This window comes from Mycobacterium sp. IDUB_9, from assembly GCF_055419505.1.
Map to the genome: position 1 here is coordinate 104,303 of NZ_JBVAXU010000002.1, position 21,527 is coordinate 125,829.

The following is a 21,527-nucleotide window of genomic DNA, read 5'->3' on the forward strand; positions in this document are numbered from 1 at the left end:
CTTCGTCGGTGCGCACCCGTCCCGATTCTCTGAGGGTTGGGATACTCAGCACGTACCCTCCGACTCCTTGTGGTCTGGCGACATTCAGTGCAGCGCTCGCAGGCGGTTTGGCGGCGACCGGTGCGGATGTGAGTGTTGTTCGGATCTCCGATGGTTCGTCGTCTGGCGACGGCCGGGTCGTCGGAGAGCTCGTCAACGGATCTGCGGCATCTGTCGCGGCCAGTTCGGATCTGCTCAACCAGAACGACGTCGCCGTTATCCAGCACGAGTACGGGATCTACGGCGGTTCTGACGGTGACGAGGTTGTCGACATCATCGGTGACCTCGATGTCCCGTCGATCGTCGTGCTGCACACCGTCCCCAAAGATCCGACACCCCAACAGCGTTCAGTGCTGGAGATGGTCGCGGCGCTGGCCGACCAGGTCGTGGTCATGTCCGAGTCGGCGCATCGGCGACTGTGTCTCGGCTTCCATGTCGAACGCAGAAAAGTCACCACAATCCCGCATGGTGCGATGGTCCCGGTACACGCGCAGACCAAGCGCGCCGGCAGACCCACCCTGCTGACCTGGGGTTTGCTCGGGCCGGGAAAAGGCATCGAGCGCGTCATCGACGCAATGGGTGACCTCCATCAGCTCAACGGCCGGCCACGGTATCTGGTAGCCGGCCGGACGCATCCGAAGGTGCTCGCCGCAGATGGAGAGGACTACCGCGACTTCTGCGTCGAGAAGGCGCGGTCGAGTGGCCTCTCCGACGCAGTGCACTTCGATTCCGGTTACGTCGACGGGACGTCGTTGACTGCGCTGGTCCGCGCCGCGGCCGTGGTGGTGCTGCCCTACGACTCGACAGAGCAGGTCACCTCCGGGGTGTTGGTCGACGCAGTCGCCCATGGGCGGCCTGTTGTCGCTACCGCCTTTCCTCATGCCGTCGAGCTGCTCGGGAGTGGGGCGGGCATCGTGGTCGATCATGAGAATCCGGAGGCGCTCACGTCTGCTTTGCGCAGGGTGCTCACCCAACCGCGCCTCGCCGGCGCGATGGCGGCCGAAGCGCGTCGGTTGGCGCCGATGATGTCGTGGTCTGTCGTCGCCAATGCGTACCAGTCGACGGCGCGGAAGATTCTCGCCGAGCGGTCGGAACTGCAGTGACCGCCCCGCCGATTCCCCGATTCGACCACCTGTTGCGGATGACGGACGGCAGTGGCACCTTCGAACATGCCCGACTGGCGGAACCGAGATGCGAAAACGGTTATTGCACAGACGATATGGCGCGGGTGCTGATCGTAGCGACCCGTGCACCCGGCCCCGACCGGGACTTGAACCGTCTCGCTGGTGTGGCGATGCGCTTCCTCAACGAGGCGCAGACCCTCACCGGCGCTTGCCGCAACCGGATGGACATCAGCGGCGCGTGGGTCGACGAACCGGCGCTGGAGGACTCGTGGGGGCGCTGCCTGTGGGGCTTGGGGACGGCAGCTGCGCACAGTGAAGTCGGAATGGTCCGCAAACTGGCCGTCAACCAATTCGAGCGTGCCGCGCAGCAGAGGTCGGTGTGGCCACGGGCAATGGCGTTCGCCGTGCTGGGAGCAGTTGAGCTGCTCTCCGCCCACCCCGGGCACAGCGCCGCCCACTCGCTCATCGCCGACTACGTCGCAGGTATCCCGGCGCCCACCGGCAACCCGGCCTGGCCATGGCCCGAACCGAGACTCACCTACGCCAATGCGGTACTCGCCGAAGCCATGATTGCCGCTGGCGTCGCGATCGACGACTCTGCGCTGTGCAAACGGGGGTTGGACCTGCTGGCATGGCTGGTCGAGCGCGAGACGGCGGACGATCACCTGTCGGTCACGCCTGCGGGCGGCTGGGGCGTCGACGATCCGCGACCGGGATTTGACCAGCAACCGATCGAGGTGGCCGCACTGGCGGATGCGTGTGCCCGCGCCGCCGCTGTCGATCCGAGCACTATCTGGCCGGAAACCGTGCGGGCAGCTGCCGCCTGGTTCCAGGGTGCCAACGACGTCGGCGAGCTGATGTGGGATCCGGAGACCGGTGGCGGATTCGACGGGTTGCACGCCGACGGGGTGAATCGTAATCAGGGCGCCGAGTCGACACTGGCGGTGCTATCGACTTTCCAGCAGGCGCAACGCTTTTCCCATGTCGCCCCATGACGGCGATCCAGCCGGTGATGCTCACGCGCAGTTCGCTGTGGTTGAGAGCTGACCCTGCGCGGGTGATCACACAGTTGTTCGTGGCGGGCCAAGAGGGTTTCGAACATCAGGAATCCCGGGCGGGCAAGGTTCTGGCGCGGATCCTGGATCTGGACGAGGCCCAGGTGCAGGCGGCGTTGGACGATGTCGTTCTCCGGCACGGTGGTCGTCACCGCAGCCTTGTCGGCACGTTTCGGCGCCACGCCGCCGAACTCGCCGACCGGCTCGCTTCCGGTTCGACGCTGTCGGAATCTCGAATGTTGTTGCTCGGAGCGGTGTTCACCAACGAGTACGCGATCGAGGGTGCTGCACTGTGCAACCCCAGCATCGTCGTGCACCCAGATCAATCTGGAACTGCCACCGGCAGTGTGAGATTCGTGATGAGTGTGCGGGGCATCGGGGAGGGGCACCGGTCATCGATCGGCTTCCGGACCGGCACCGTAGATGATGCCGGCCGCGTCGTGGTCGACGGCCCGGTCCCGTTCGCCTCCGTCGGTGCAACCGTGCCGAGGCTCCTCGATGCGGATGTGTTCCGCAGCGAGCTGGCCTTTCTGCACGGTGGCGGCGAGGCTTCCGACTATGTGCTCGATGCGCTCGGTGATCGGTTCACCCGTGCCGACCTGGATGAGCGGCTCGAGCAGTTGCAGCGACACCGCAGTACCCGCCGGCATGCACCGGCCACGATTGCCTTGATCCGAGCGATCGCTGACCGCGCGTACGGGATCGAATTCTCGCGCGATACCGCACTCTCCGAGCGTGTGCTGTGGCCCGCCATGAGCGCCGAAGCCGCCGGGATGGAAGATGCGCGTTTCGTACGTTTCGTCGACGACGACGGCGCGGTCACGTACTACGCGACCTACACCGCGTACAGCGGCTCGCAGATCAGCCAGCAGCTCCTTTCGACCACCGATTTCGGGTCGTTCAACTCGGTGCCGATGGTCGGTCGGGCCGCCGCGAACAAGGGTCTTGCCCTGTTTCCGCGCCGGATCCGTGGACGCTTCGCGGCCATGTCGAGATCCGACCGGGAATCGAACACTGTCGCCTTTTCGGACCACCCGGCGGTGTGGACGAGCTCGTTGCCGTGTCAGCAGCCGACGCAGCCCTGGGAGGCGCTCCAATTGGGAAACTGCGGTCCACCCATCGAGACGGAGGATGGCTGGCTGGTGCTCACTCACGGCGTCGGCCCGATGCGCACCTACCGGATCGGCGCCATCCTGCTCGACCTGGATGATCCAACCCGGATTCTCGGTCGACTCACTGAACCGCTGCTGAGTGCGGAGGACGACGAACTCGACGGTTATGTGCCCAACGTTGTGTACTCGTGTGGTGCGCTTGTGCACGCCGACACCTTGGTGTTGCCGTTCGGGGTCGGTGACGCGGCAATCCGCATTGCCACCGTTCCGCTGCCTGAACTGCTGGGCGCACTGCGTGGGTAGCGCGGCATCGACACTGGTCACAAGGGCCCGACCTGGCGCTGTGGCATGGATCCACATCCGCACCTAGGCTGAAGGTACTCTCACCCAGGTGGCCCGGACCATGCCGCCGTACACAGACGGACCGGGAAACTGACTATCAGAGATATCGCGGCATACTCGAAGCTGAGCCGCGCGGACATCGACGCGATCGCGGCCGAGCTCGACACCATCCGCAGCGACATCGAGGAGTCACTCGGTGCGCGGGATGCCGCCTACATTCGACGCGCCATCGTGTTCCAACGCGGGCTCGAGGTGGCCGCACGGCTGCTGATCGCGGGCACCAGGTCGAAGGCCGGCCTGCTGGCCGGGACGGCGACGCTGGCCTACGCCAAATCCGTTGAGAACATGGAACTCGCACATAACGTCGGCCACGGTCAGTGGGATTGGATGAACGATCCCGAGATCCACTCCAGCACCTGGGAGTGGGACCAGGTAGGCCCGTCGGCGCAGTGGCGGTATTCGCACAATTACCACCATCATGTGTTCAGCAACGTGCTGGGCGTGGACGACGACCTCGGCTTCGGCATTCTCCGGATGAGCCGCGACCAGCAGTGGGAACCTCAACATCTTGTGCAGCCACTGCGAAATGTGTTGTTGGCCATGATCTTCGAGTGGGGGATCGCCCTACATGACTTCTACTCCGCCAGGGACCGGGCGGACACCGAAGCCGGCAAGGCAGCCGCGCGACAGGCGTTGCACGCCAAGGTCGGGCGCCAGCTCACCAAGGACTTCATCGTCCTCCCAGTGTTGAGTGGGCGGCGCTGGAAGCGGACGCTGATCGCGAATCTGGGCGCGAATGTGCTGCGCAATCTCTGGGCGTACCTGGTGATCTTCTGTGGGCATTTTCCTGACGGTGCGGAGAGGTTCGGCCCGGAAACGCTGCAAGAGGAGAGCCGCGGCGAGTGGTACCTGCGGCAGATGCTGGGCGCGGCCAACTTCAAAGCCGGCCCGGTACTGGCATTTTCCAGTGGAAACCTGTGCTACCAGATCGAGCACCACCTGTTCCCGGACCTGCCCAGTAACCGCCTGGCGGAGATCAGCGTGCGGGTGCGCGGCGTGTGTGAGAAGTACGATCTGCCCTACACCAGCGGTCGTTTCAGCCGCCAGTACCTGCAGACGCTGCGGACGATTTTCAAACTCGCACTGCCCAATGCGGGGTGGCGGTCGTTGCTCGGAGCGGCGCCACCCACTTGACCGGGATCCCGAAAAGGAACGCTACTTCTGCAGTCCCTGTGCCGCAGTCAGTCGAACAGGGAGAAGCTGTCGATCATGGGGTGGCGCGCCCTGAACCTCCAGTACACGCCGTTGTGGGGTCCGTGTCAACATTACCGCCGGATCGGTTGTAATCCTTTGTAGCGCAGCAGGTTAGAGCGCGGTGCGGCCGGCGATGATCTTGGCCAGCTGCACCGTCTGCTGGGCGGTGATGTCGTAGCCGCTGATCCGCAGGTCGACGACGAGGTTGTCGACCGCAAGGATCGCGCGGTGGGTGATGCGGTCGTTGACGTCGACCGGTTCGTCGTTTGTGATGTCGACACCGTCGAGCACGGTCGGAACGGCCATCCGGCGGGTGTCCCGCGTTTTGCCGCCGTCGTAGCTGAAGGTCAGGGTGTCGTTGCCGCAGCGGCGCCAGATGTCGACGGTGTGAGCCACCACGGCCTCGGCGGCCTTGGGGGTGTCGAACCTGGCGATGGCCTGGTCGACCTCCACGTCATCGGCGTCGTCGGCGAGTTGGGTTTCGCGGAACTCGCGATAATCGCTGGCGCGGTAGATCCAGTCCATCGCGTTGCCGATGACGACCATGCATTCCGGGCGGGAGACGGGCTCGTAGTTGGCGTTCGTCATGGGGGAACGCAGCGCGGTCTTCGGCCGGACTTCGGCGTTCATCACGGTGTTGATCTCGGATTCACTGGCCATCATGCTGCCCAGCACGTCGACGTGAGCGCCGCCGGAATCGGGGACCGTGGGGGTGCAGCCGGTGAGCAGGGCAGCGCACAGCACCAGGCCGGCTGCCGCGTTGCGATGAGCGCTCATCAGGTCCCCCTTGGATCTGTTTGCTGATCCTAGACGTGATCGCGGGGTATGCCGGACGGTAATCGATCGGCCGACCACTGCCGTCCCTCTGGTGGCAAACGGCGCAGAACCAGCCCAGCTCGTGTCCCCCGATCGGGGGACACGAGATTCGTCCGGTCCATGGGCCGGTCGGTCGATACAGCCGCGGGCCGGATCGGCGCATTCTTGTTTCAACGCCGGAACACACCGGAAAGAACACCAAAAGCCTTATCCGACAAAGGAGTCGACATGAGCACCATCGCCCGCCGCATCGCCGCAGGATTCACCCTGGCCGCCGCTCCCGCGCTGATCGCCCTGGGCGCCGCCACTGCTCACGCCGATTCCGCCACCCTGAACGCCGGGCCGTCGGTCAGCTCGCATCAGGCCTTCCCCCACCAGCACAACATGCCCCAGCCCGGCTCCTCGACCCATCACCACCACCAGCGCAACCACGCCAAGTAGGCCTGGGGGAGGCAAGGCCCGGACGCGACCCGGCGTCCGGGCCTTTGGCGGGCGGCCGGCGGCTCGTATGGTGGGGTTATGGCCGGTACCGCGTCACTACCGCCGGGGCCTCCGTTACCTCCGGTGGTGCAGGCTGCGGCGATGATGCACTACTGGCCGCGCTTCGTATCGGCCTGCCGGCGACGCTATGGCGACGTGTTCACGTTGCGGGTCGCGGCGATGGGCACGATGGTGTACCTGGCGGACCCGGCCGACATCAAGGTGGTGTTCGCCGGGGACCCGAAGATTTTTCATGCCGGAGAAGCGAATTCGGTGCTCAGTGCACTGCTCGGCGACAGTTCGGTGCTGGTCGTCGACGAGGATGAACACCACGAACGCCGGAGGCAGATGTTGCCGCCGTTCCACCGCGACGCCGTCGCCCGCCAGACCGAGATCATGGCGGAGATCGCCGCCGCGAACCTTGCGGGTTGGCCGGTGGGAACCACGTTCCCGGCGGCGCCGAAGATGGCCGAGATCACCCTGGAGGTCATCCTCCGAACCGTGATCGGGGCGTCGGATCCGGCGCGGCTGGCCGCGTTGCGTGAGGTGATGCCGCGGCTGCTCAGGGTGGGTCCGTGGGAGTTGATGGCGGTCGCCCGGCCGGGCTTGCTGGAGCGACGCCCGTGGCGGGCCCTGCGGCGAAACATCGAGGAGGCCAACCGGCTGCTGGGCGCCGAGATCGCCGAGCGTCGCGCCGACCCCGAGCTGGCGTCCCGCACCGATGTGCTGGCAATGCTGGTGCGTTCCACCGATGAGCGCGGGCACACCATGACCGACCGTGAGCTGCGCGATCAGCTGATGACCTTGCTGGTCGCGGGGCATGAGACGACTGCGACGGCGTTGTCGTGGGCGCTCGAACGGTTGACCCGTCACCCCGCGGTGCTGGACAAGGCGGTGCAGGCCGCGCGTACCGGCGACGACGAGTACCTCGACGCGGTCGCCAAGGAAACCCTGCGGATCCGGCCGGTGGTGTTCGACGTGGGCCGGGTACTGAAGCAGCCGGTGGAGGTGGCCGGCTACCGGCTGCCGGCCGGGGTGATGGTGGCCCCGGGCATCGGGCTGGTGCACGAACGCGACGACGTGTATCCCGATGCCGACCGGTTCGACCCGGACCGCATGCTCGGTGTGACGATGGGCCCCACCACGTGGTTCCCGTTCGGCGGCGGCAATCGCCGCTGTCTGGGAGCCACGTTCGCGATGGTCGAGCTGCGGGTGGTGCTGCGCGAAATCCTCTGTCGGGTAGACCTTTTCGCCACGGCCGCCGCGGACGAACGGCAGCGGGTCAAGCACGTCACCCTGGTACCGCACCGCGGGGCGCGGATCTGTGTGCGGGCCGTCCACGAGCCCACGGTTGAGGCGGATCACCGCCGGGCCGAGGCGGCCTCGCGTCAGCCGATCCGGTAGTCGGGTGTCAGTCTGGCGTGCCAAGCTGGGTTCATGGCTGCGAAACATTCTCCGCACCGTGCCGACCTCGTGCTTTCCGGGGGCGGGGTCAAGGGCATCGGCCTGGTGGGCGCCGTCGTCGCGCTCAAGGAAGCCGGGTACGCGATCGAGCGGATCTCGGGAACCTCGGCCGGCTCATTGGTCGGTGCGGTGGTGGCCGCGGCGGAGCAACGCAACGACCTGACCAGTGCGCAGCTGCGCGAGCTGGCGTTGAACGTGCCCTACCGCAAGTTCCGCGACAGCGGGCCGATCGAGCGCATCCCGGTGCTGGGCACCGCGTGGGGCCTACTGCGTGAGACGGGGGTGTATCGCGGGGATTTCGCCTACGACTGGATCCGCAGCGAGCTGAAGAACATGGGCGTCAAGACTTTCGGTGATCTGGCGATCACCGATGATCATCTGCTACCTGAACGGCGCTACCGGTTCGTGGTCACGGTGACGGACGTGACGACCGGGCAACTGGTTCGTCTGCCCTGGGATTACCGCCGGGTCTACGGCCTGGACCCCGACGAGCAACTCGTCGCCGACGCGGTGCGCGCCTCGATGGCGATCCCATTCCTCTTCCATCCGGTCACATTGAAAACCGCTGACGGGCAACCGTGCACGTTGGTGGACGGTGGAGTGCTGTCGAATTTCCCCATCGACTCGTTCGACCGGCCCGACGGTGCGGAGCCGCGCTGGCCCACCTTCGGTGTGACGGTGGTGCCCTATCTGCCCGCGCCGTCCGCCGAGCAGCTCATCCCCGGGTTGGGGATGCTGCGCTGCGGTGAACCGACATTCCTGGAAAGCCTGCTCACCACCATGCTGGTCGGTCATGACCAGGCTCATCTGAGCCTGCCGTGGGTGAAGACGCGTGCGATCCAGGTGGATTCGACCGATGTCGGGGTGCTCGACTTCGACATCAGCCGCAACGAGGCCGCGGCGCTGTACGACAAGGGCTACGCGGCGACGACGCAGTTCCTGTCCGGTTGGGACTGGCCGGCCTATCTGGACCGCTTCCGCAGCGCCCATCGGGTGGATCAGGGCTAGTGCGCATCAGATACTCCGCCCCGGGCCGGGTCAATCTGATCGGCGAGCACACCGATTACAACGGGGGCTTCGCGCTGCCGATTGCCTTGCCGCAGCGGATCTTTGTCGACTTCGACCCGGACTCATCGGGTGTACTGGACGTGTCGAGCGCGTCGGAAGACGGTCCGGTGCGGATCGGTGTGGACACCGTGCCCGGAGACGTGACGGGGTGGGCGGCGTATGTCGCCGGGGTGGTGTGGGCGCTGCTGAATGCCGGGATTGCCGTGCCGGGCGGGACGATGACGATCACGAGTGAGGTCGAGGTCGGGTCGGGGCTGTCGTCGTCGGCGGCGCTGGAATGCGCGGTGCTCGGTGCGCTGCTCACCGCAGTCGGTGTCGAACTCGATCGCGTCGATCAGGCGCACATCGCTCAGCAGGCCGAGAACGAATATGTCGGCGCACCAACGGGATTGCTCGACCAGCTGGCGTCCTTGTTCGGTCAGCCCGGCAAGGCGATGCTGATCGACTTCCGCGACGTCAGCGTGCAGTCGGTGCCCTTCGATCCCGAGGTGTCCGGCGTGGCGCTGCTGTTGATCGACTCCCGGGCCAGACATGCGCATGCCGGCGGCGAATACGCGGCCCGGCGGGCATCGTGCGAGCGGGCTGCCGCCGATCTCGGGGTGGCCTCGCTTCGGGAGATCTCTTCCGCCTCAGCGCTCGCGGCGGTGACCGATCCGGTCGATGCCCGGCGCGCGCATCATGTGCTGACCGAGAACCAGCGGGTGCTCGATTGTGTTGCGGCGATGGCCTCTTCGGACCTTGCGGCGGTCGGTGAGCTGTGGACCGCCTCGCACGCCTCGATGCGCGACGACTTCGAGATCACCACACCGCATCTGGATCTGATTGCTGAAACCGCGGTGCGGGCCGGTGCGCTCGGGGCGCGGATGACCGGTGGCGGGTTTGGCGGCTGCGTCATCTCGCTGGTGCCGGGGGAGCGGGTGGATGTGGTCGGCGAGGAGGTGTTCCGGGCGGTGCGCGGGGCAGGGTATCCGGAGCCGACGATAGCCAAGATCCGTGCCGGCGGTGGCGCCGGGCCGGAGATGAGCCGGGCTGCGCCAGGTTCGGGACCTACCTAGTCTGTCCGCATGCTCACCGAACTCGTCGCACTTGACGGCAGCACATACCGCATGGGATCGCAGAACTTCTATCCCGAGGAGTCGCCGGTGCATGACGTGACGGTCGCACCGTTCGGCATCGAGCGGCATCCGGTCACCAATGCCCAGTTCGCCGAGTTCGTGGTTGAGACGGGCTATCTCACGGTGGCCGAGCAGCAACTGGATCCTGCGGCATTTCCTGGGGTGCCCGCCGAAGAGCTCATCCCGGGCGCGCTTGTGTTCCAACCGACCGATGGCCCGGTGGACCTGCGGAACTGGCGGCAATGGTGGACATGGGCGGAGGGGGCATGTTGGAAGCATCCGACGGGGCCCCGGTCGACGGTCGTCGACCGGCCCGATCACCCGGTGGTCCAGGTCGCGTACCCGGATGCGGCGGCGTACGCAGCGTGGGCGGGTCGACGGCTGCCGACCGAAGATGAATGGGAGTACGCGGCCGGCGCAGGCGCGACGACTGTCTATGCCTGGGGTGACGATGTCCGACCGGACGGGCAGCTGATGGCCAACACGTGGCAAGGCCGGTTCCCGTACCGCAACGACGGGGCCCTGGGTTGGATCGGAACTTCACCGGTTGGCACGTTCCCGCCGAACGCTTTTGGCCTGGTCGACATGATCGGGAACGTATGGGAGTGGACTGCCACCCGCTTCATGCCTGGGCACCGTGCCGTCGCCGAGGTATCGGGATGTTGCCCCGCTCCTGTCGGCGACCCGTCGGTGATGCAGACGCTCAAGGGCGGGTCGCACCTGTGCGCACCTGAGTACTGCCACCGCTACCGCCCCGCCGCCCGGTCCTCGCAATCACAGGACAGCGCGACCACTCACATCGGTTTTCGTTGCGTGTCGAGCTAGAGCGTGGTGGCGGATGTCGCGGCTAAACGCTGCCTCATAGCCGCTGGCCTAGGGCTTTACGAAGTAACAGGTGGCGTAACACGCGCCGTATCGCCACCTGGTGTCCGCGGTGGCACAGTGAGGTCATGACCCGCCGCCCGCACATCCCGCCGAAGGACTTTCCTCGTCCGGCGACCAGGGAATACGCCGGCACCCGGGCCGACGCCGCCCGGTGGGCCCGTGATGTTCTGCGCGGCCAGATCCTTGACGGGGTGTACGGCGGATTGGCGGCGGCCCGTCCGATGCTGCCGTCGGAGAACGAGCTCGCCGCCGAGTTCGGGGTGAGCCGCAATGCCATCCGTGAGGCGCTCGAACTACTTCGCGGCGAAGGGCTGATCACCCGGGTGCAGGGTGCGGGAACCTTTGTCACCGGCGCCAAGCTGAGCCAGCGTATCGATCGGCTCGAAGGTCTGGCCGAGTCCCTGGCCGGGCACCAGCTACCGGTGGAGAACACAGTGCTGTCGGTGCGTGAATCGGTCGCATCCCCATTTGTCGCGGCCAAGCTCCAACTGCCTGAGAACGCCCCGATCCTCTTCATCGAGCGGTTGCGGTCGGTCGGGGGTGTGCCGCTGTCTCTCGACACCACGTCATTGCGGATCGGCGCGATCCCGGTCGATGCCAATCTCGATCGCCAGGACGTCTTCGCCTTGATCGAACGCGAGCTGGGCATGCGGCTGGGGTGGGCCGAGATGACGGTGGAGTCGGTCTCCGCGGACGCCAATACTGCCGAGCTTCTGCAAATCCGGTCCGGTGCACCATTGTTGCTGCTGCATCGGTTGACCCATCTGGAAGACGGAACCCCGTTCGACTTCGAGACCGTGCGCTATCGCGGGGATCGGTGCTCGTTGATGACGATTGCCGCGCGGTCGCCTGATCAGGCGACGCCGCCGCCAAAGTAGCCGGCAGCTTTCCGCTTCACCTCCAACGGTTTTCACCCATGTATAGAGAGAGGTAGTTCAACCATGCCCAAAAAACCCAACATCGTGTATTTCCACGTCGACAACCTCGGTATGGGCGAGCTCGGCTGCTACGGCGGTGGCATCCTGCGCGGCGCTGACACCGCCCGGATGGACGCCTTCGCCGCCGAGTCGCTGAAGTTGTCGCATTTCGTCGTCGAACCGCAGTGCACACCCACCCGTTCGGCGCTGATGACCGGGCGCTACCCGATCCGATCCGGCAACCACACCATCGCGCTCGGCGGAAATGGTGGCGGCATCGTGGCCTGGGAGCGGACCATGGGCGACATTCTGTCCGAAGCCGGTTACGCCACAGCGTGTTTCGGCAAGTGGCACATCGGTGCCGAGGACGGTCGATGGCCCACAGACCACGGGTTCGACGAGTGGTACGGCCCGGCCCGGACCTACGACGAGTGCCTGTGGCCCGACGATCCCTGGTACAAGGCCGAGCGCGACGGCTACTCCTACATGTACGAGGGAACCAAGGCCGACGGCGTCCGGACCACCGACCAGCAGCTGACGGTCAAGCTCAAGGGCGAGGTGGACGGCGAATACGACCGCCGTGCAAAGGCGTTCATGAAGCGCAGCGTCGAAGAGGACAAGCCCTTCTACCTGTACCACAACCACTCGTTGATGCATTTCCCGATGGAGGTCCGCGAGGAGTTCAAGGGCAAGAGCACCAATGGGGCGTGGGGTGATTCGTTGCTCATGCTCGACCACGACTTCGGCAGCATCCTCGATACGCTGACCGAACTGGGCATCGAGGACAACACCATCGTCATCATGGCCGGTGACAACGGTGCCGAGGATCATCTGGCCGGACGTGGAACTGCAGGGTTCTTCGACGGTTCGTACTTCAGTTCCGCCGAGGGCGGCATCCGTACCCCGTGCCTGATCCGTTGGCCGGGTCAGGTTACGCCGCGCGAGAGCAACGAGATGGTGCACGTCACCGACATGTTCCCGACCCTGCTGCGGTGGGTCGGTTGCGAGATCCCCGACGACCGGGTCATCGACGGCATCGATCAGCGGGAATTCTTCTCTGGAGCTGAGGAATCCAAGCGTGAGGGCTGCATGGTGTGGCTCAACGAAGAGCTGCATGCGGTGAAGTGGTCGCAGTTCAAGATCAACTTCAAACGTCAGCAGCATTTCCACGACCCGGAGATCCCGCTGGGGTTCGCGCGCATCACGAATCTCCTTGAGGATCCGAAGGAGCGGGAGGCGGTCAATCAGACCTGGGTGCGGTGGTGGGTGATGCAGCATGCGTACCGCTTCATTCAGGAGTTCGATGCCACGGTCGAGCAGGAGGAGCTGATCCCGGCCGGCGCACCCATCGACTTCGTGCCTGCCTGCAGCCAGTAATCGCCGAAGAGGAGACCCGGCCATGACCGCCACCAGCTATGGTGCCCAATCGATCACGATCCTCGAAGGGCTCGACGTCGTCCGCAAGCGCCCCGGGATGTATATCGGGTCGACGAGCGAACGCGGACTGCACCACATGGTGTGGGAGGTCGTGGACAACGGGGTCGACGAGGCCATGGCCGGGTTCGCCACCCGCGTCGACGTCGCGCTGCTGCGCGACGGCGGCGTCGAGGTGTCTGATGACGGGCGCGGCATCCCGGTTGCCATGCACGAGAAGGGTATTCCGACCATCGACGTCGTGATGACCCAACTGCACGCGGGAGGCAAGTTCGACGGCGAGTCCTACCAGGTGTCGGGTGGTCTGCACGGCGTGGGAGTGTCCGTCGTCAACGCGCTGTCCACGCGCCTCGAAGTGGCCGTCTACCGGGACGGCCACGAATGGTTTCAGCACTACGACCACTCCGAACCGGGCACCCTCACCCGCGGCAACCCCTCGAAGCGCACCGGCACCACGGTCCGATTCTGGGCGGACCCCGAGGTTTTCGAGACCACCGAATACAACGCCGAGACCATCGCCCGGCGTCTGCAGGAGATGGCCTTCCTCAACAAGGGACTGCTCCTCACGCTCACCGATCACCGTGGGCCCGACGGTGACACCCGCACCTTTCACCATCCGGGCGGATTGATCGACTTCGTCAAGCACATCAACCGGGTGAAAGACCCGATCCAGCAGAGCATCATCGGATTCGACGGTAAGGGCACCGGTCACGAGGTCGAGATCGCGATGCAGTGGAATGCCGGTTATTCCGAGTCGGTGCACACGTTCGCCAACACGATCAACACTCATGAGGGTGGTACGCACGAGGAGGGTTTCCGTGCGGCGTTGACCACCGTGGTGAACAAGTACGCCAAGGACAAGAAGCTTCTCAAGGACGGCGCCAAGGGCCACGCCCCCAACCTGACCGGCGATGACATCCGCGAGGGTTTGGCTGCGGTGGTGTCGGTGAAGGTGGCCGAGCCGCAGTTCGAGGGCCAGACCAAGACCAAGCTGGGCAATGCTGGTGTTCGCTCGTTTGTGCAGAAGGTCTGTCACGAGCAGTTGAGCCACTGGTTCGAGGCCAACCCCGCCGAGGCCAAGGTGATCGTCACCAAAGTCGCCTCCTCGGCTCAGGCGCGTATCGCCGCGCGTAAGGCCCGTGAGTTGGTGCGTCGCAAGAGCGCGACCGACATCGGTGGGCTGCCGGGCAAGTTGGCCGACTGCCGCTCTACCGATCCGACGAAGTCCGAACTGTATGTGGTGGAGGGTGATTCGGCCGGCGGTTCGGCCAAGAGTGGGCGGGACTCGATGTTTCAGGCGATCCTGCCGTTGCGCGGCAAGATCATCAACGTCGAGAAGGCCCGTATCGACCGGGTTTTGAAGAACACCGAAGTCCAGGCGATCATCACCGCCCTGGGTACCGGCATCCATGACGAGTTCGATCTGGCCAAGCTGCGGTATCACAAGATCGTGTTGATGGCTGATGCCGATGTGGATGGTCAGCACATCTCGACGTTGTTGTTGACCCTGCTGTTTAGGTTCATGAAACCGCTGGTCGAGCACGGGCATATCTTCTTGGCGCAGCCGCCGTTGTACAAGCTCAAGTGGCAGCGTCAGGAACCCGAGTTCGCGTATTCCGACCGGGAGCGTGACGGGTTGTTGGAGGCGGGTAAGGCCGCGGGCAAGCGGATCAACGTCGATGACGGTATCCAGCGTTACAAGGGTCTGGGTGAGATGGACGCCAAGGAACTGTGGGAGACCACCATGGATCCCTCGGTGCGGGTATTGCGTCAGGTGACGCTCGACGATGCCGCGGCCGCCGACGAACTCTTCTCGATTCTGATGGGTGACGACGTGGAGGCGCGGCGCAGTTTCATCACGCGCAACGCCAAAGACATCCGCTTTCTCGACGTCTGACCTCCTGACCTGCAATTTCTCCGAGGTCTCCGGCATGTATATCCCGGTCAGGCCCCTGTGACGAACGTGCAGCTTTTGCCGCCCCAACGATGAGATCGCGCGGAAATCCTGCACGCTCGTCACAGTGCGCCGACACCCACTACAACCCAGAGACATCCCTGTGGATAACCCTGGCCGGGCCGTGAGAATTGTCGGTCGGCCGGCCGATGCTTGCCCCATGAACGGACAGCCGTTTCTCGGGCGCGAGGCGGTCCGGGCGGGGCTGCTCACCTCGCGCCAACTCGAGACGAAGTTTCGTGCCGTTTACCGCAATGTGTATCTGGACAATGAGGTCGCCCTGACGCCGCTGTTGCGGGCTCAGGCGGCGTGGCTGTTCGCCGGCCCATCCGCAGTGATCAGCGGAGTGTCAGCCGCGGCGGTCCATGGCACCAAGTGGCTGGACGTCGGTGCGCCGGCCGAGGTCGTGCGAGCCAATCGTCACGCGCCGCCCGGGTTGCGGGTCCATTCGTATGCCCTTGCCCCAGAGGATGTCTGCGAGTCCGACGGCATGCGGGTCACCACGGTCGCGCGCACAGCGTTCGACTTGGGCCGGCTGCTGCCGTACGCCCAAGCGGTACCGATCTTGGATGCGTTGATGAACAAGACCGGGCTTGACCGCGCGAAGGTGTGGTCATTGGCCGAGGCGAATCGAGGGATTCGGGGCGTCGACCGGCTGCGGATATCACTGGTAGACGCAGACGGCGGTGCCGAAACGCCGCTCCAGACGCAAACTCGGCTTCGGCTGCGCTACATCGGCATACCGGGACTGGAAACGCGGATCCCGTTCTACGACGAGTGGGGTTTGGAGTGCACCCGAGTGGCGATGGGGTGGCGTCGCTGGAAGGTGGCTGTCGAATGCGATGAGGAAACGGATTCTCCGGATCATCAAACGTGGGTGCACACACAAACGGCCGACCTCGAGTCGTACGGCTGGGCGGTGGTGTGGGTGACGCAAACGATGGTGGACCGAACGAATATCGCGGATCGGGTGCGGCAGAAGGTGTGGGCTGCGCAAGACCGGGAGATCACGGCCCGGCGGGCATTGCCAGGTACGTCATCACCAGAAGTGCCTCGGCGATGACGGCGAGCCCGACACCTGGAACGAATCCCCGGCCAGACGCCGCCGAACCCCGCGGGTCCGTCAGTAACTGGTGGCGTCGTCGCGCGCCCACGGAGTACACGCCGAGGGCAAGCAGCGCCGCGGTGGCCACCACCATCAGGCGTGCCGGTGCACCGGCGAGGTGTCCGTCCCGCAGCAGCACCAGCACCCCGGAGGCCGCAACGGCCAGTGCAGTCCGGGTCCACGCCAACGACGTCCGTTCGGCCTGCAGCCCACGGTCTTCGGCCAGTGCCCGGCGCGTCATCGCACGGTGACGGTGATCGCCAGAACCACGGCTGCGAGCCCCATCATCGCCAGGCCGGCGGTCAGATAGGTGGGCGCGGCGGGTCGGGGCAGTGGCTCGTCGTGGCGCATCGCGCGATCGACTTGGGCCCACCGGCGCAGGCCCGCGACGGCCGTCAGGATCGCCATGCCCCCGACCGTCGCACCCAGTATGTGCCGAAGTCCCGGAACTGTCAGTTCGGGCATGAATTGCACCACCGCGACGGCCGCGGCGAGCAGCCCGAGGGAGGTACGCTGCCAGGCCAAAAAGGTGCGCTCGTTGGCCAGCGTGAACCTGTAGTCGGGTTCGATCGGAATACTCACGGTTGCAAGCGTTTCCGAAACACGCGCGGGTTTCCAGGGTGGTAGTGGTGGCGTAACCAGGGCGTTCTTTGTGTGCGGATGGCGTAACTGCTGCGCAACCTCACATGACAGTGAGGTAACAGAAGCCGTCGACTCTTGTCTGCATGGATCAGGTACAACAGCTCCCACGCGGTCGGTGGCGGGCCCGTTCGGCTGCTCTGCTGACCGCGCTCACGGTGGGCGGCGCGCAGTTGCTCACCGGCTGCGGCCTGCTCTCCGAGCCGACCGTGGTGGTCAACGTCGGTTATCAATCCAAGACCATCAACACCGTGAACGCCGGCACCCTGCTGCGTGACCGCGGTGACTTCGAGAACGAGCTCAAGGCGCTGGGCGCGCAGACCGGCGCCAGATACCGGGTGGTGTGGCAGGACTTCGCCTCCGGCGCCCCGCTGACCGCGCAGATGATCGCCACTCACGTCGACATCGGCTCGATGGGCGATTATCCGCTGCTCACCAACGGATCCAAGACCCGCAAATACGACGACGCGGCGACCGAGATGATCGCGACCACCGGCTACAACTTGCGCGGCTCGTTGAATCAGGTTGTGGTACCGATGGATTCCACTGTCCAGACGCTTGCCGGCCTGGCGGGCAAGAAGGTGTCGACCAGCCTGGGGTCGGCCGGTGACGGGATGTTCTCGTCGGCGGTGCGAAACAGCGGCATCGACAAGGGCGCCGTGCACATCGTCAACCAGGACCCGTCGGTGGGGGCATCGGCGATCGACGGCCGGCAGGTCGATGGCTTGGCGCAGTTCGTGCCGTGGCCGCAGCTGGTGATCTTCCGCAACCAAGGGCGGCTGCTGTACGACGGCGGCGACAACAACGTGCCCACGTTCCACGGTGTGGTCGTGCGCAAGCAGTTCGCCGGCGGTCATCCCGAGGTGATGGCGGCGTTCCTGCGGGCGATGAAGTCGACCACCGACGACATCGTCGCTCATCCGCTCGCAGCGGCGAAGCGGGTGGGGGAGCTGACCGGCATCGAACCCGAAGTGATCTACCTGTACAACGGGCCCAACGGGTTGGTCAGCTTCGACATGACCCTCAAGGAGCAATTCCTCACCGCGTTCGCGACCGTCAAGGACTATCTGGTCGGGCGGGGCTCGGTGACAAAGGATTTCGACGTTCCCGGCTTCGTCAACGACGGCTACCTTCGGCAGCTGTTCGGAGACCGGTACCCGCAGCGCCGCGCCAGCGTGGCCAATCCCATGACGCTCACCGGTTTCGACGACGTGTGCGGGCTGCCGGTGGGCGATCCGGCGCAGGCATCTGAGGTGTGGGCGTCGGGATCGGAGACCACCGATGCCGCCGCGACCCCGACGTGCCTGCTGCGGAGGGTGGCTGCGATGCCCGAGGTGCGGGCCGCGTATGTGCCCGACACCCTCACCGGGCTGAGGATCTTCGCCGATCACGCTGTGTGGCTGCAGGATCCCGCCGCATCACCCACTCAGCGTTACAAGCCGTTCGCCACCGGCGCTGGTGCCGACACCTACCGGACGAACCATCCGCAGGCAGTACCCGTCGCCTACCCGGCTGCCGTGGGGCAGTCCCGCACCGCCGGCTAAACCCCTCCCAGAAAGGAAACCGCATGACCGAGCTCATGACACGGCCCACGATCGCTGCACCGCGGTTGTGGTCACCGACCAGCAAGACCGGAAAGTCCATGCGGCGCAGCGTCGCTGACCTGTTGCCCGCATCCGTCACCCGGCGTGTGCCTGCGCTGGTGCTGCCGCTGATCCCGATCACGGTTTTCCTGGTGGCCTGGCATCTGCTGACGGCCAACAATGTCGTGGCCTGGTTGCGGTTCAACCGGATGCCGACACCGGAAGCGGTCATGCAGACCCTGCTGGCGCGGGTCAGCTCGGGCACCTACTACGACGACTTGCTGGCCAGCCTGCAGCGGATCCTGCTGGGCTTCGGCCTCGCGGCGGTGGTCGGCATCGGGTTGGGTGTACTGGTCGGTCGCTCCGAGATCGCCCGAATGACGTTGCGGCCGTTCATCGAACTGATCCGGCCGATCCCCGCGATTGCGTTGGTGCCGCTGACCATCCTGCTGTTCCCGTCCAGCGAGCAGGGGATCGTGTTCATCACCTTCTTCGCGGCGTTCTTCCCGGTGGTGGTCAGCACGATTCACGCCATGGATTCGATGCCGAAGGTGTGGGAGGAGGCCGCGCAGACCATGGGTGCGGGCCGGATGTCGTTGCTGTTTCACGTCATCATCCCGGGCGCCCTGCCGGGCATCTTCGCCGGGCTGTCGGTGTCCATGGGTGTCGCGTGGATCTGTGTGGTGAGTGCGGAGATGATCTCGGGCCAGTTCGGCATCGGGTACTACACGTGGCAGGCCTACGGGCTGCTGGACTACGCCGGCGTGGTGGTCGGCATGATCTCCATCGGTGCGCTCGGGCTGGGCACGGCCTGGCTGGTCGAGCGCGTCGGACGGCGGGTCAACCGCTGGCTGCCGAGGGCCTCCCGATGAGCACCGGTGCCGTCAACCTCCAGCAGCTGCAACTCGGCTTCAACGGCGTCGTCGCAGCGAACATCACCCTGACGATCGAACCCGGCGAGGTCGTCGTGTTCCTGGGCCCGTCCGGGTGTGGCAAGTCGACCATCCTGCGTGCATTGGCCGGGCTGCTCAAACCGATGGGCGGCACGGCGACCGTCGACCGTGCACCCGTCACCGGCAATGCCGCCCAGTGCGCCATGGTGTTTCAGGAGGACGCACTGTTCCCGTGGCGGTCTGCGCTCAAAAACGTCCAGTTCCCGCTCAAGCTCCGCGGAATGCGTGGCAGGCAACTCAAAGACACCGCCACCGCCCGGCTGGAGCAGGTGGGGCTCGGCGCCTACCTGGACCACCTGCCCAGCCAGCTGTCCGGCGGTATGCGGCAACGGGTACAGCTGGCGCGGACCCTGGCGTGTGAGCCGCACGTGATGCTGATGGATGAGCCGTTCGGTGCGTTGGATGCGCAGACGCGCCTGGAGATGCAACAGCTGCTGATGTCGGTGTGGGAGACGCAGAAGATGACGCTGTTGTTCGTCACGCACGATGTCGACGAGGCGCTGCTGCTGGCCGACCGGATCGTGCTGTTGAGCCATCGTCCCGCCACCGTGGCCGATGTCATCACGATCGAGCAGCCCCGCACCCCCGCGGCGCAGTTCGAGGAGTCCTACCAACGGCGCCGACGCGCCATCTTGGACTTCCTCGGTCACCGCCCGGCTGCATAACTGGTTTTCCACCAAGGAGATTCGATGAGTATCGCCATCCCCGGATTCCGCGCGCCGTCAACCGGACCGCGCCTGCCGTCGCTACGTTCGCCGGCAGTGTTGCGCACCGAGGTGCTGGCGGGGTTGGTCGTTGCGCTGGCCCTGATCCCCGAGGCCATCGCGTTCTCGGTGATCGCCGGGGTCGATCCCCGAGTGGGCCTGTTCTCGACGGTGACGATGGCGATCACGATCGCCTTCACCGGCGGTCGGCCCGCGATGATCACGGCCGCCACCGCGGCAGTCGCGCTTGTCGTCGCCCCGGTATCCCGGGAATTCGGGGTGGGCTACCTCGTCGCCACGATCCTGCTGGCCGGTGTCATCCAGATGCTGCTGGCGTTCTTCGGGGTCGCGAAGCTCATGCGGTTCATCCCGCGCAGTGTCATGGTGGGCTTCGTCAACGCGCTGGCGATCCTGGTGCTGGTGTCACAGCTGCGGCATCTGGTCGACGTGCCGTGGCTGGTGTATCCGTTGACCGTGGCGGGCATCGTGGTGATGGTTCTGCTGCCCAAGGTGACCACCGCGGTGCCCGCGCCCCTGGTGGCGGTGCTGGTGCTGACGCTTGCGGTCGTGGTGTGTGGCTGGCACGTGCCCGACGTGGGAGATCAAGGGGCTCTGCCTGATTCGCTGCCCGTACCCGGGTTCCCGCACGTTCCACTGACCTTGCACACGCTGCAGGTGATCGCGCCCTACGCGTTGGGTGCGGCGCTCGTCGGGCTGCTGGAGTCGCTGATGACGGCCAAACTGGTCGACGACATCACCGACACACCGTCCAACAAGACCCGTGAAGCGTGCGGGCAGGGCATGGCCAATGTGGTCACCGCGATCTTCGGCGGCATGGGCGGCTGCGCGGTGATCGGGCAGACGATGATGAACGTCAAGGTGGCCGGCGCCCGCACCCGACTGTCCACGTTGCTGACCGGGGTGTTCGTCTTGATCCTGGTGGTGTCACTGGGGGACCTTGTCGGACGCATCCCGATGGCCGCGCTGGTGGCTGTCATGATCGTGGTGTCGTTCGCGACCTTCGACTGGCACAGCGTGACGCCACGGACTCTGAAGATGCTGCCGCGCAGTGAAACCCTGATCATGGTGATCACCGTCATCGCGACGGTAGCCACCGGGAACCTTGCCATCGGGGTGTCACTCGGGGTGCTCACGGCAATGGTGGCGTTCGCCCGCCGCGTCGCCCACTTCACCTCGGTCACGGCCGTCACCGGACCGGACGGCGCGCGGACCTATCGGGTCCGCGGAGACCTGTTCTTCGTGTCCAGCAATGACCTGGTGCACCAATTCGACTACGCCGATGATCCCGCCGAGGTGGTGATCGACATGTCCGGTGTATCGGTGTGGGACGCGTCGTCCGTCGCGAGTCTCGATGCGATCAGGACCAAGTACTCGTCGCGCGGGAAGACTGTGTCGTTTACCGGGCTCGACGGGGTAAGCCTGGACCGGCTGAACCGATTGTCGGGGCGACTGGGGGTGTGAGA

The 21,527-nt window shown here is 65.6% G+C and carries 20 protein-coding genes; 17 read left to right on the forward strand and 3 right to left on the reverse strand.

Annotated features, from left to right (window positions below; translation table 11 throughout):
• Positions 1–8: 8 nt before the first annotated feature.
• The 4 genes from ACZY08_RS09040 (at position 9) to ACZY08_RS09055 (ending at position 4,866) form a co-directional block, all read left to right on the forward strand.
• Positions 9–1,142 carry a glycosyltransferase gene (locus tag ACZY08_RS09040; RefSeq protein ID WP_463745312.1) on the forward strand — a complete coding sequence of 378 codons (1,134 nt, stop codon included), beginning with the start codon at positions 9–11 and terminating at the stop codon, positions 1,140–1,142.
• A gap of 38 nt (positions 1,143–1,180) precedes the next feature.
• Positions 1,181–2,158 carry a glycosyltransferase gene (locus tag ACZY08_RS09045; protein WP_463745311.1) on the forward strand — a complete coding sequence of 326 codons (978 nt, stop codon included), beginning with the start codon at positions 1,181–1,183 and terminating at the stop codon, positions 2,156–2,158.
• Positions 2,155–3,633 carry a glycoside hydrolase family 130 protein gene (locus ACZY08_RS09050; RefSeq protein WP_463745149.1) on the forward strand — a complete coding sequence of 493 codons (1,479 nt, stop codon included), beginning with the start codon at positions 2,155–2,157 and terminating at the stop codon, positions 3,631–3,633. The genes ACZY08_RS09045 and ACZY08_RS09050 overlap by 4 nt, the downstream gene beginning before the upstream one ends.
• 129 nt (positions 3,634–3,762) lie before the next feature.
• Entirely contained in the window at positions 3,763–4,866 is a 1,104-nt protein-coding gene (locus ACZY08_RS09055; RefSeq protein ID WP_463745310.1) for a fatty acid desaturase family protein, read from the forward strand.
• Positions 4,867–5,037: 171 nt separating this feature from the next.
• Here the strand turns inward: ACZY08_RS09055 and ACZY08_RS09060 are convergent, their stop codons facing one another.
• Positions 5,038–5,703, reverse strand: coding sequence for a sensor domain-containing protein (locus tag ACZY08_RS09060; protein ID WP_463745148.1), 666 nt, complete (start codon positions 5,701–5,703; stop codon positions 5,038–5,040).
• Between the two features lie 267 nt (positions 5,704–5,970).
• Here ACZY08_RS09060 and ACZY08_RS09065 point away from each other — a divergent pair, with 267 nt between their 5' ends.
• From ACZY08_RS09065 to ACZY08_RS09105, 9 genes are all read left to right on the forward strand, one after another.
• Positions 5,971–6,183: a hypothetical protein gene (locus ACZY08_RS09065; protein ID WP_463745147.1), complete on the forward strand. Its 213-nt coding sequence runs from the start codon at positions 5,971–5,973 to the stop codon at positions 6,181–6,183.
• A 78-nt stretch (positions 6,184–6,261) separates the two neighbouring features.
• A complete protein-coding gene (locus tag ACZY08_RS09070; RefSeq protein WP_463745146.1) occupies positions 6,262–7,626 on the forward strand; it encodes a cytochrome P450 in 1,365 nt (454 codons plus the stop codon).
• 33 nt (positions 7,627–7,659) lie between these two features.
• Complete coding sequence (locus ACZY08_RS09075) at positions 7,660–8,694, forward strand: patatin-like phospholipase family protein (protein WP_463745145.1); 1,035 nt, start codon at positions 7,660–7,662, stop codon at positions 8,692–8,694.
• Entirely contained in the window at positions 8,694–9,809 is a 1,116-nt protein-coding gene (locus ACZY08_RS09080; protein ID WP_463745144.1) for a galactokinase, read from the forward strand. Before ACZY08_RS09075 ends, ACZY08_RS09080 begins: the two co-directional genes overlap by 1 nt.
• Positions 9,810–9,818: 9 nt before the next feature.
• Positions 9,819–10,694 (forward strand): formylglycine-generating enzyme family protein, encoded by an 876-nt coding sequence (locus ACZY08_RS09085; protein WP_463745143.1) that lies wholly within the window; start codon positions 9,819–9,821, stop codon positions 10,692–10,694.
• Positions 10,695–10,819: 125 nt separating this feature from the next.
• Positions 10,820–11,632 carry a GntR family transcriptional regulator gene (locus ACZY08_RS09090; protein WP_463745142.1) on the forward strand — a complete coding sequence of 271 codons (813 nt, stop codon included), beginning with the start codon at positions 10,820–10,822 and terminating at the stop codon, positions 11,630–11,632.
• A 63-nt stretch (positions 11,633–11,695) separates the two neighbouring features.
• A complete protein-coding gene (locus ACZY08_RS09095) occupies positions 11,696–13,048 on the forward strand; it encodes an arylsulfatase (RefSeq protein ID WP_463745141.1) in 1,353 nt (450 codons plus the stop codon).
• A 22-nt stretch (positions 13,049–13,070) separates the two neighbouring features.
• On the forward strand, positions 13,071–15,002 hold the full coding sequence (gene gyrB / locus ACZY08_RS09100) for a DNA topoisomerase (ATP-hydrolyzing) subunit B (protein ID WP_463745140.1): 1,932 nt from the start codon (positions 13,071–13,073) through the stop codon (positions 15,000–15,002).
• Positions 15,003–15,219: 217 nt separating this feature from the next.
• On the forward strand, positions 15,220–16,122 hold the full coding sequence (locus tag ACZY08_RS09105) for a hypothetical protein (RefSeq protein ID WP_463745139.1): 903 nt from the start codon (positions 15,220–15,222) through the stop codon (positions 16,120–16,122).
• Here ACZY08_RS09105 and ACZY08_RS09110 read toward each other — a convergent pair.
• Both ACZY08_RS09110 and ACZY08_RS09115 read right to left on the reverse strand, forming a co-directional pair.
• The gene (locus ACZY08_RS09110) at positions 16,067–16,405 is read right to left on the reverse strand and encodes a DUF202 domain-containing protein (RefSeq protein ID WP_463745138.1); all 339 of its coding nucleotides are present in this window, start codon (positions 16,403–16,405) and stop codon (positions 16,067–16,069) included. The genes ACZY08_RS09105 and ACZY08_RS09110 overlap by 56 nt on opposite strands.
• Positions 16,402–16,746, reverse strand: coding sequence for a YidH family protein (locus ACZY08_RS09115; RefSeq protein ID WP_463745137.1), 345 nt, complete (start codon positions 16,744–16,746; stop codon positions 16,402–16,404). Before ACZY08_RS09115 ends, ACZY08_RS09110 begins: the two co-directional genes overlap by 4 nt.
• Positions 16,747–16,889: 143 nt before the next feature.
• Here ACZY08_RS09115 and ACZY08_RS09120 point away from each other — a divergent pair, with 143 nt between their 5' ends.
• From ACZY08_RS09120 to ACZY08_RS09135, 4 genes are read left to right on the forward strand one after another with little or no spacing between them, the layout of a single operon-like run.
• Positions 16,890–18,347 (forward strand): ABC transporter substrate-binding protein, encoded by a 1,458-nt coding sequence (locus ACZY08_RS09120; RefSeq protein ID WP_463745136.1) that lies wholly within the window; start codon positions 16,890–16,892, stop codon positions 18,345–18,347.
• Positions 18,348–18,370: 23 nt separating this feature from the next.
• Positions 18,371–19,258 (forward strand): ABC transporter permease, encoded by an 888-nt coding sequence (locus ACZY08_RS09125; RefSeq protein ID WP_463745135.1) that lies wholly within the window; start codon positions 18,371–18,373, stop codon positions 19,256–19,258.
• Complete coding sequence (locus ACZY08_RS09130) at positions 19,255–20,004, forward strand: ABC transporter ATP-binding protein (protein WP_463745134.1); 750 nt, start codon at positions 19,255–19,257, stop codon at positions 20,002–20,004. The genes ACZY08_RS09125 and ACZY08_RS09130 overlap by 4 nt, the downstream gene beginning before the upstream one ends.
• A gap of 24 nt (positions 20,005–20,028) precedes the next feature.
• The gene (locus tag ACZY08_RS09135; protein ID WP_463745133.1) at positions 20,029–21,525 is read left to right on the forward strand and encodes a SulP family inorganic anion transporter; all 1,497 of its coding nucleotides are present in this window, start codon (positions 20,029–20,031) and stop codon (positions 21,523–21,525) included.
• Positions 21,526–21,527: the final 2 nt, after the last annotated feature.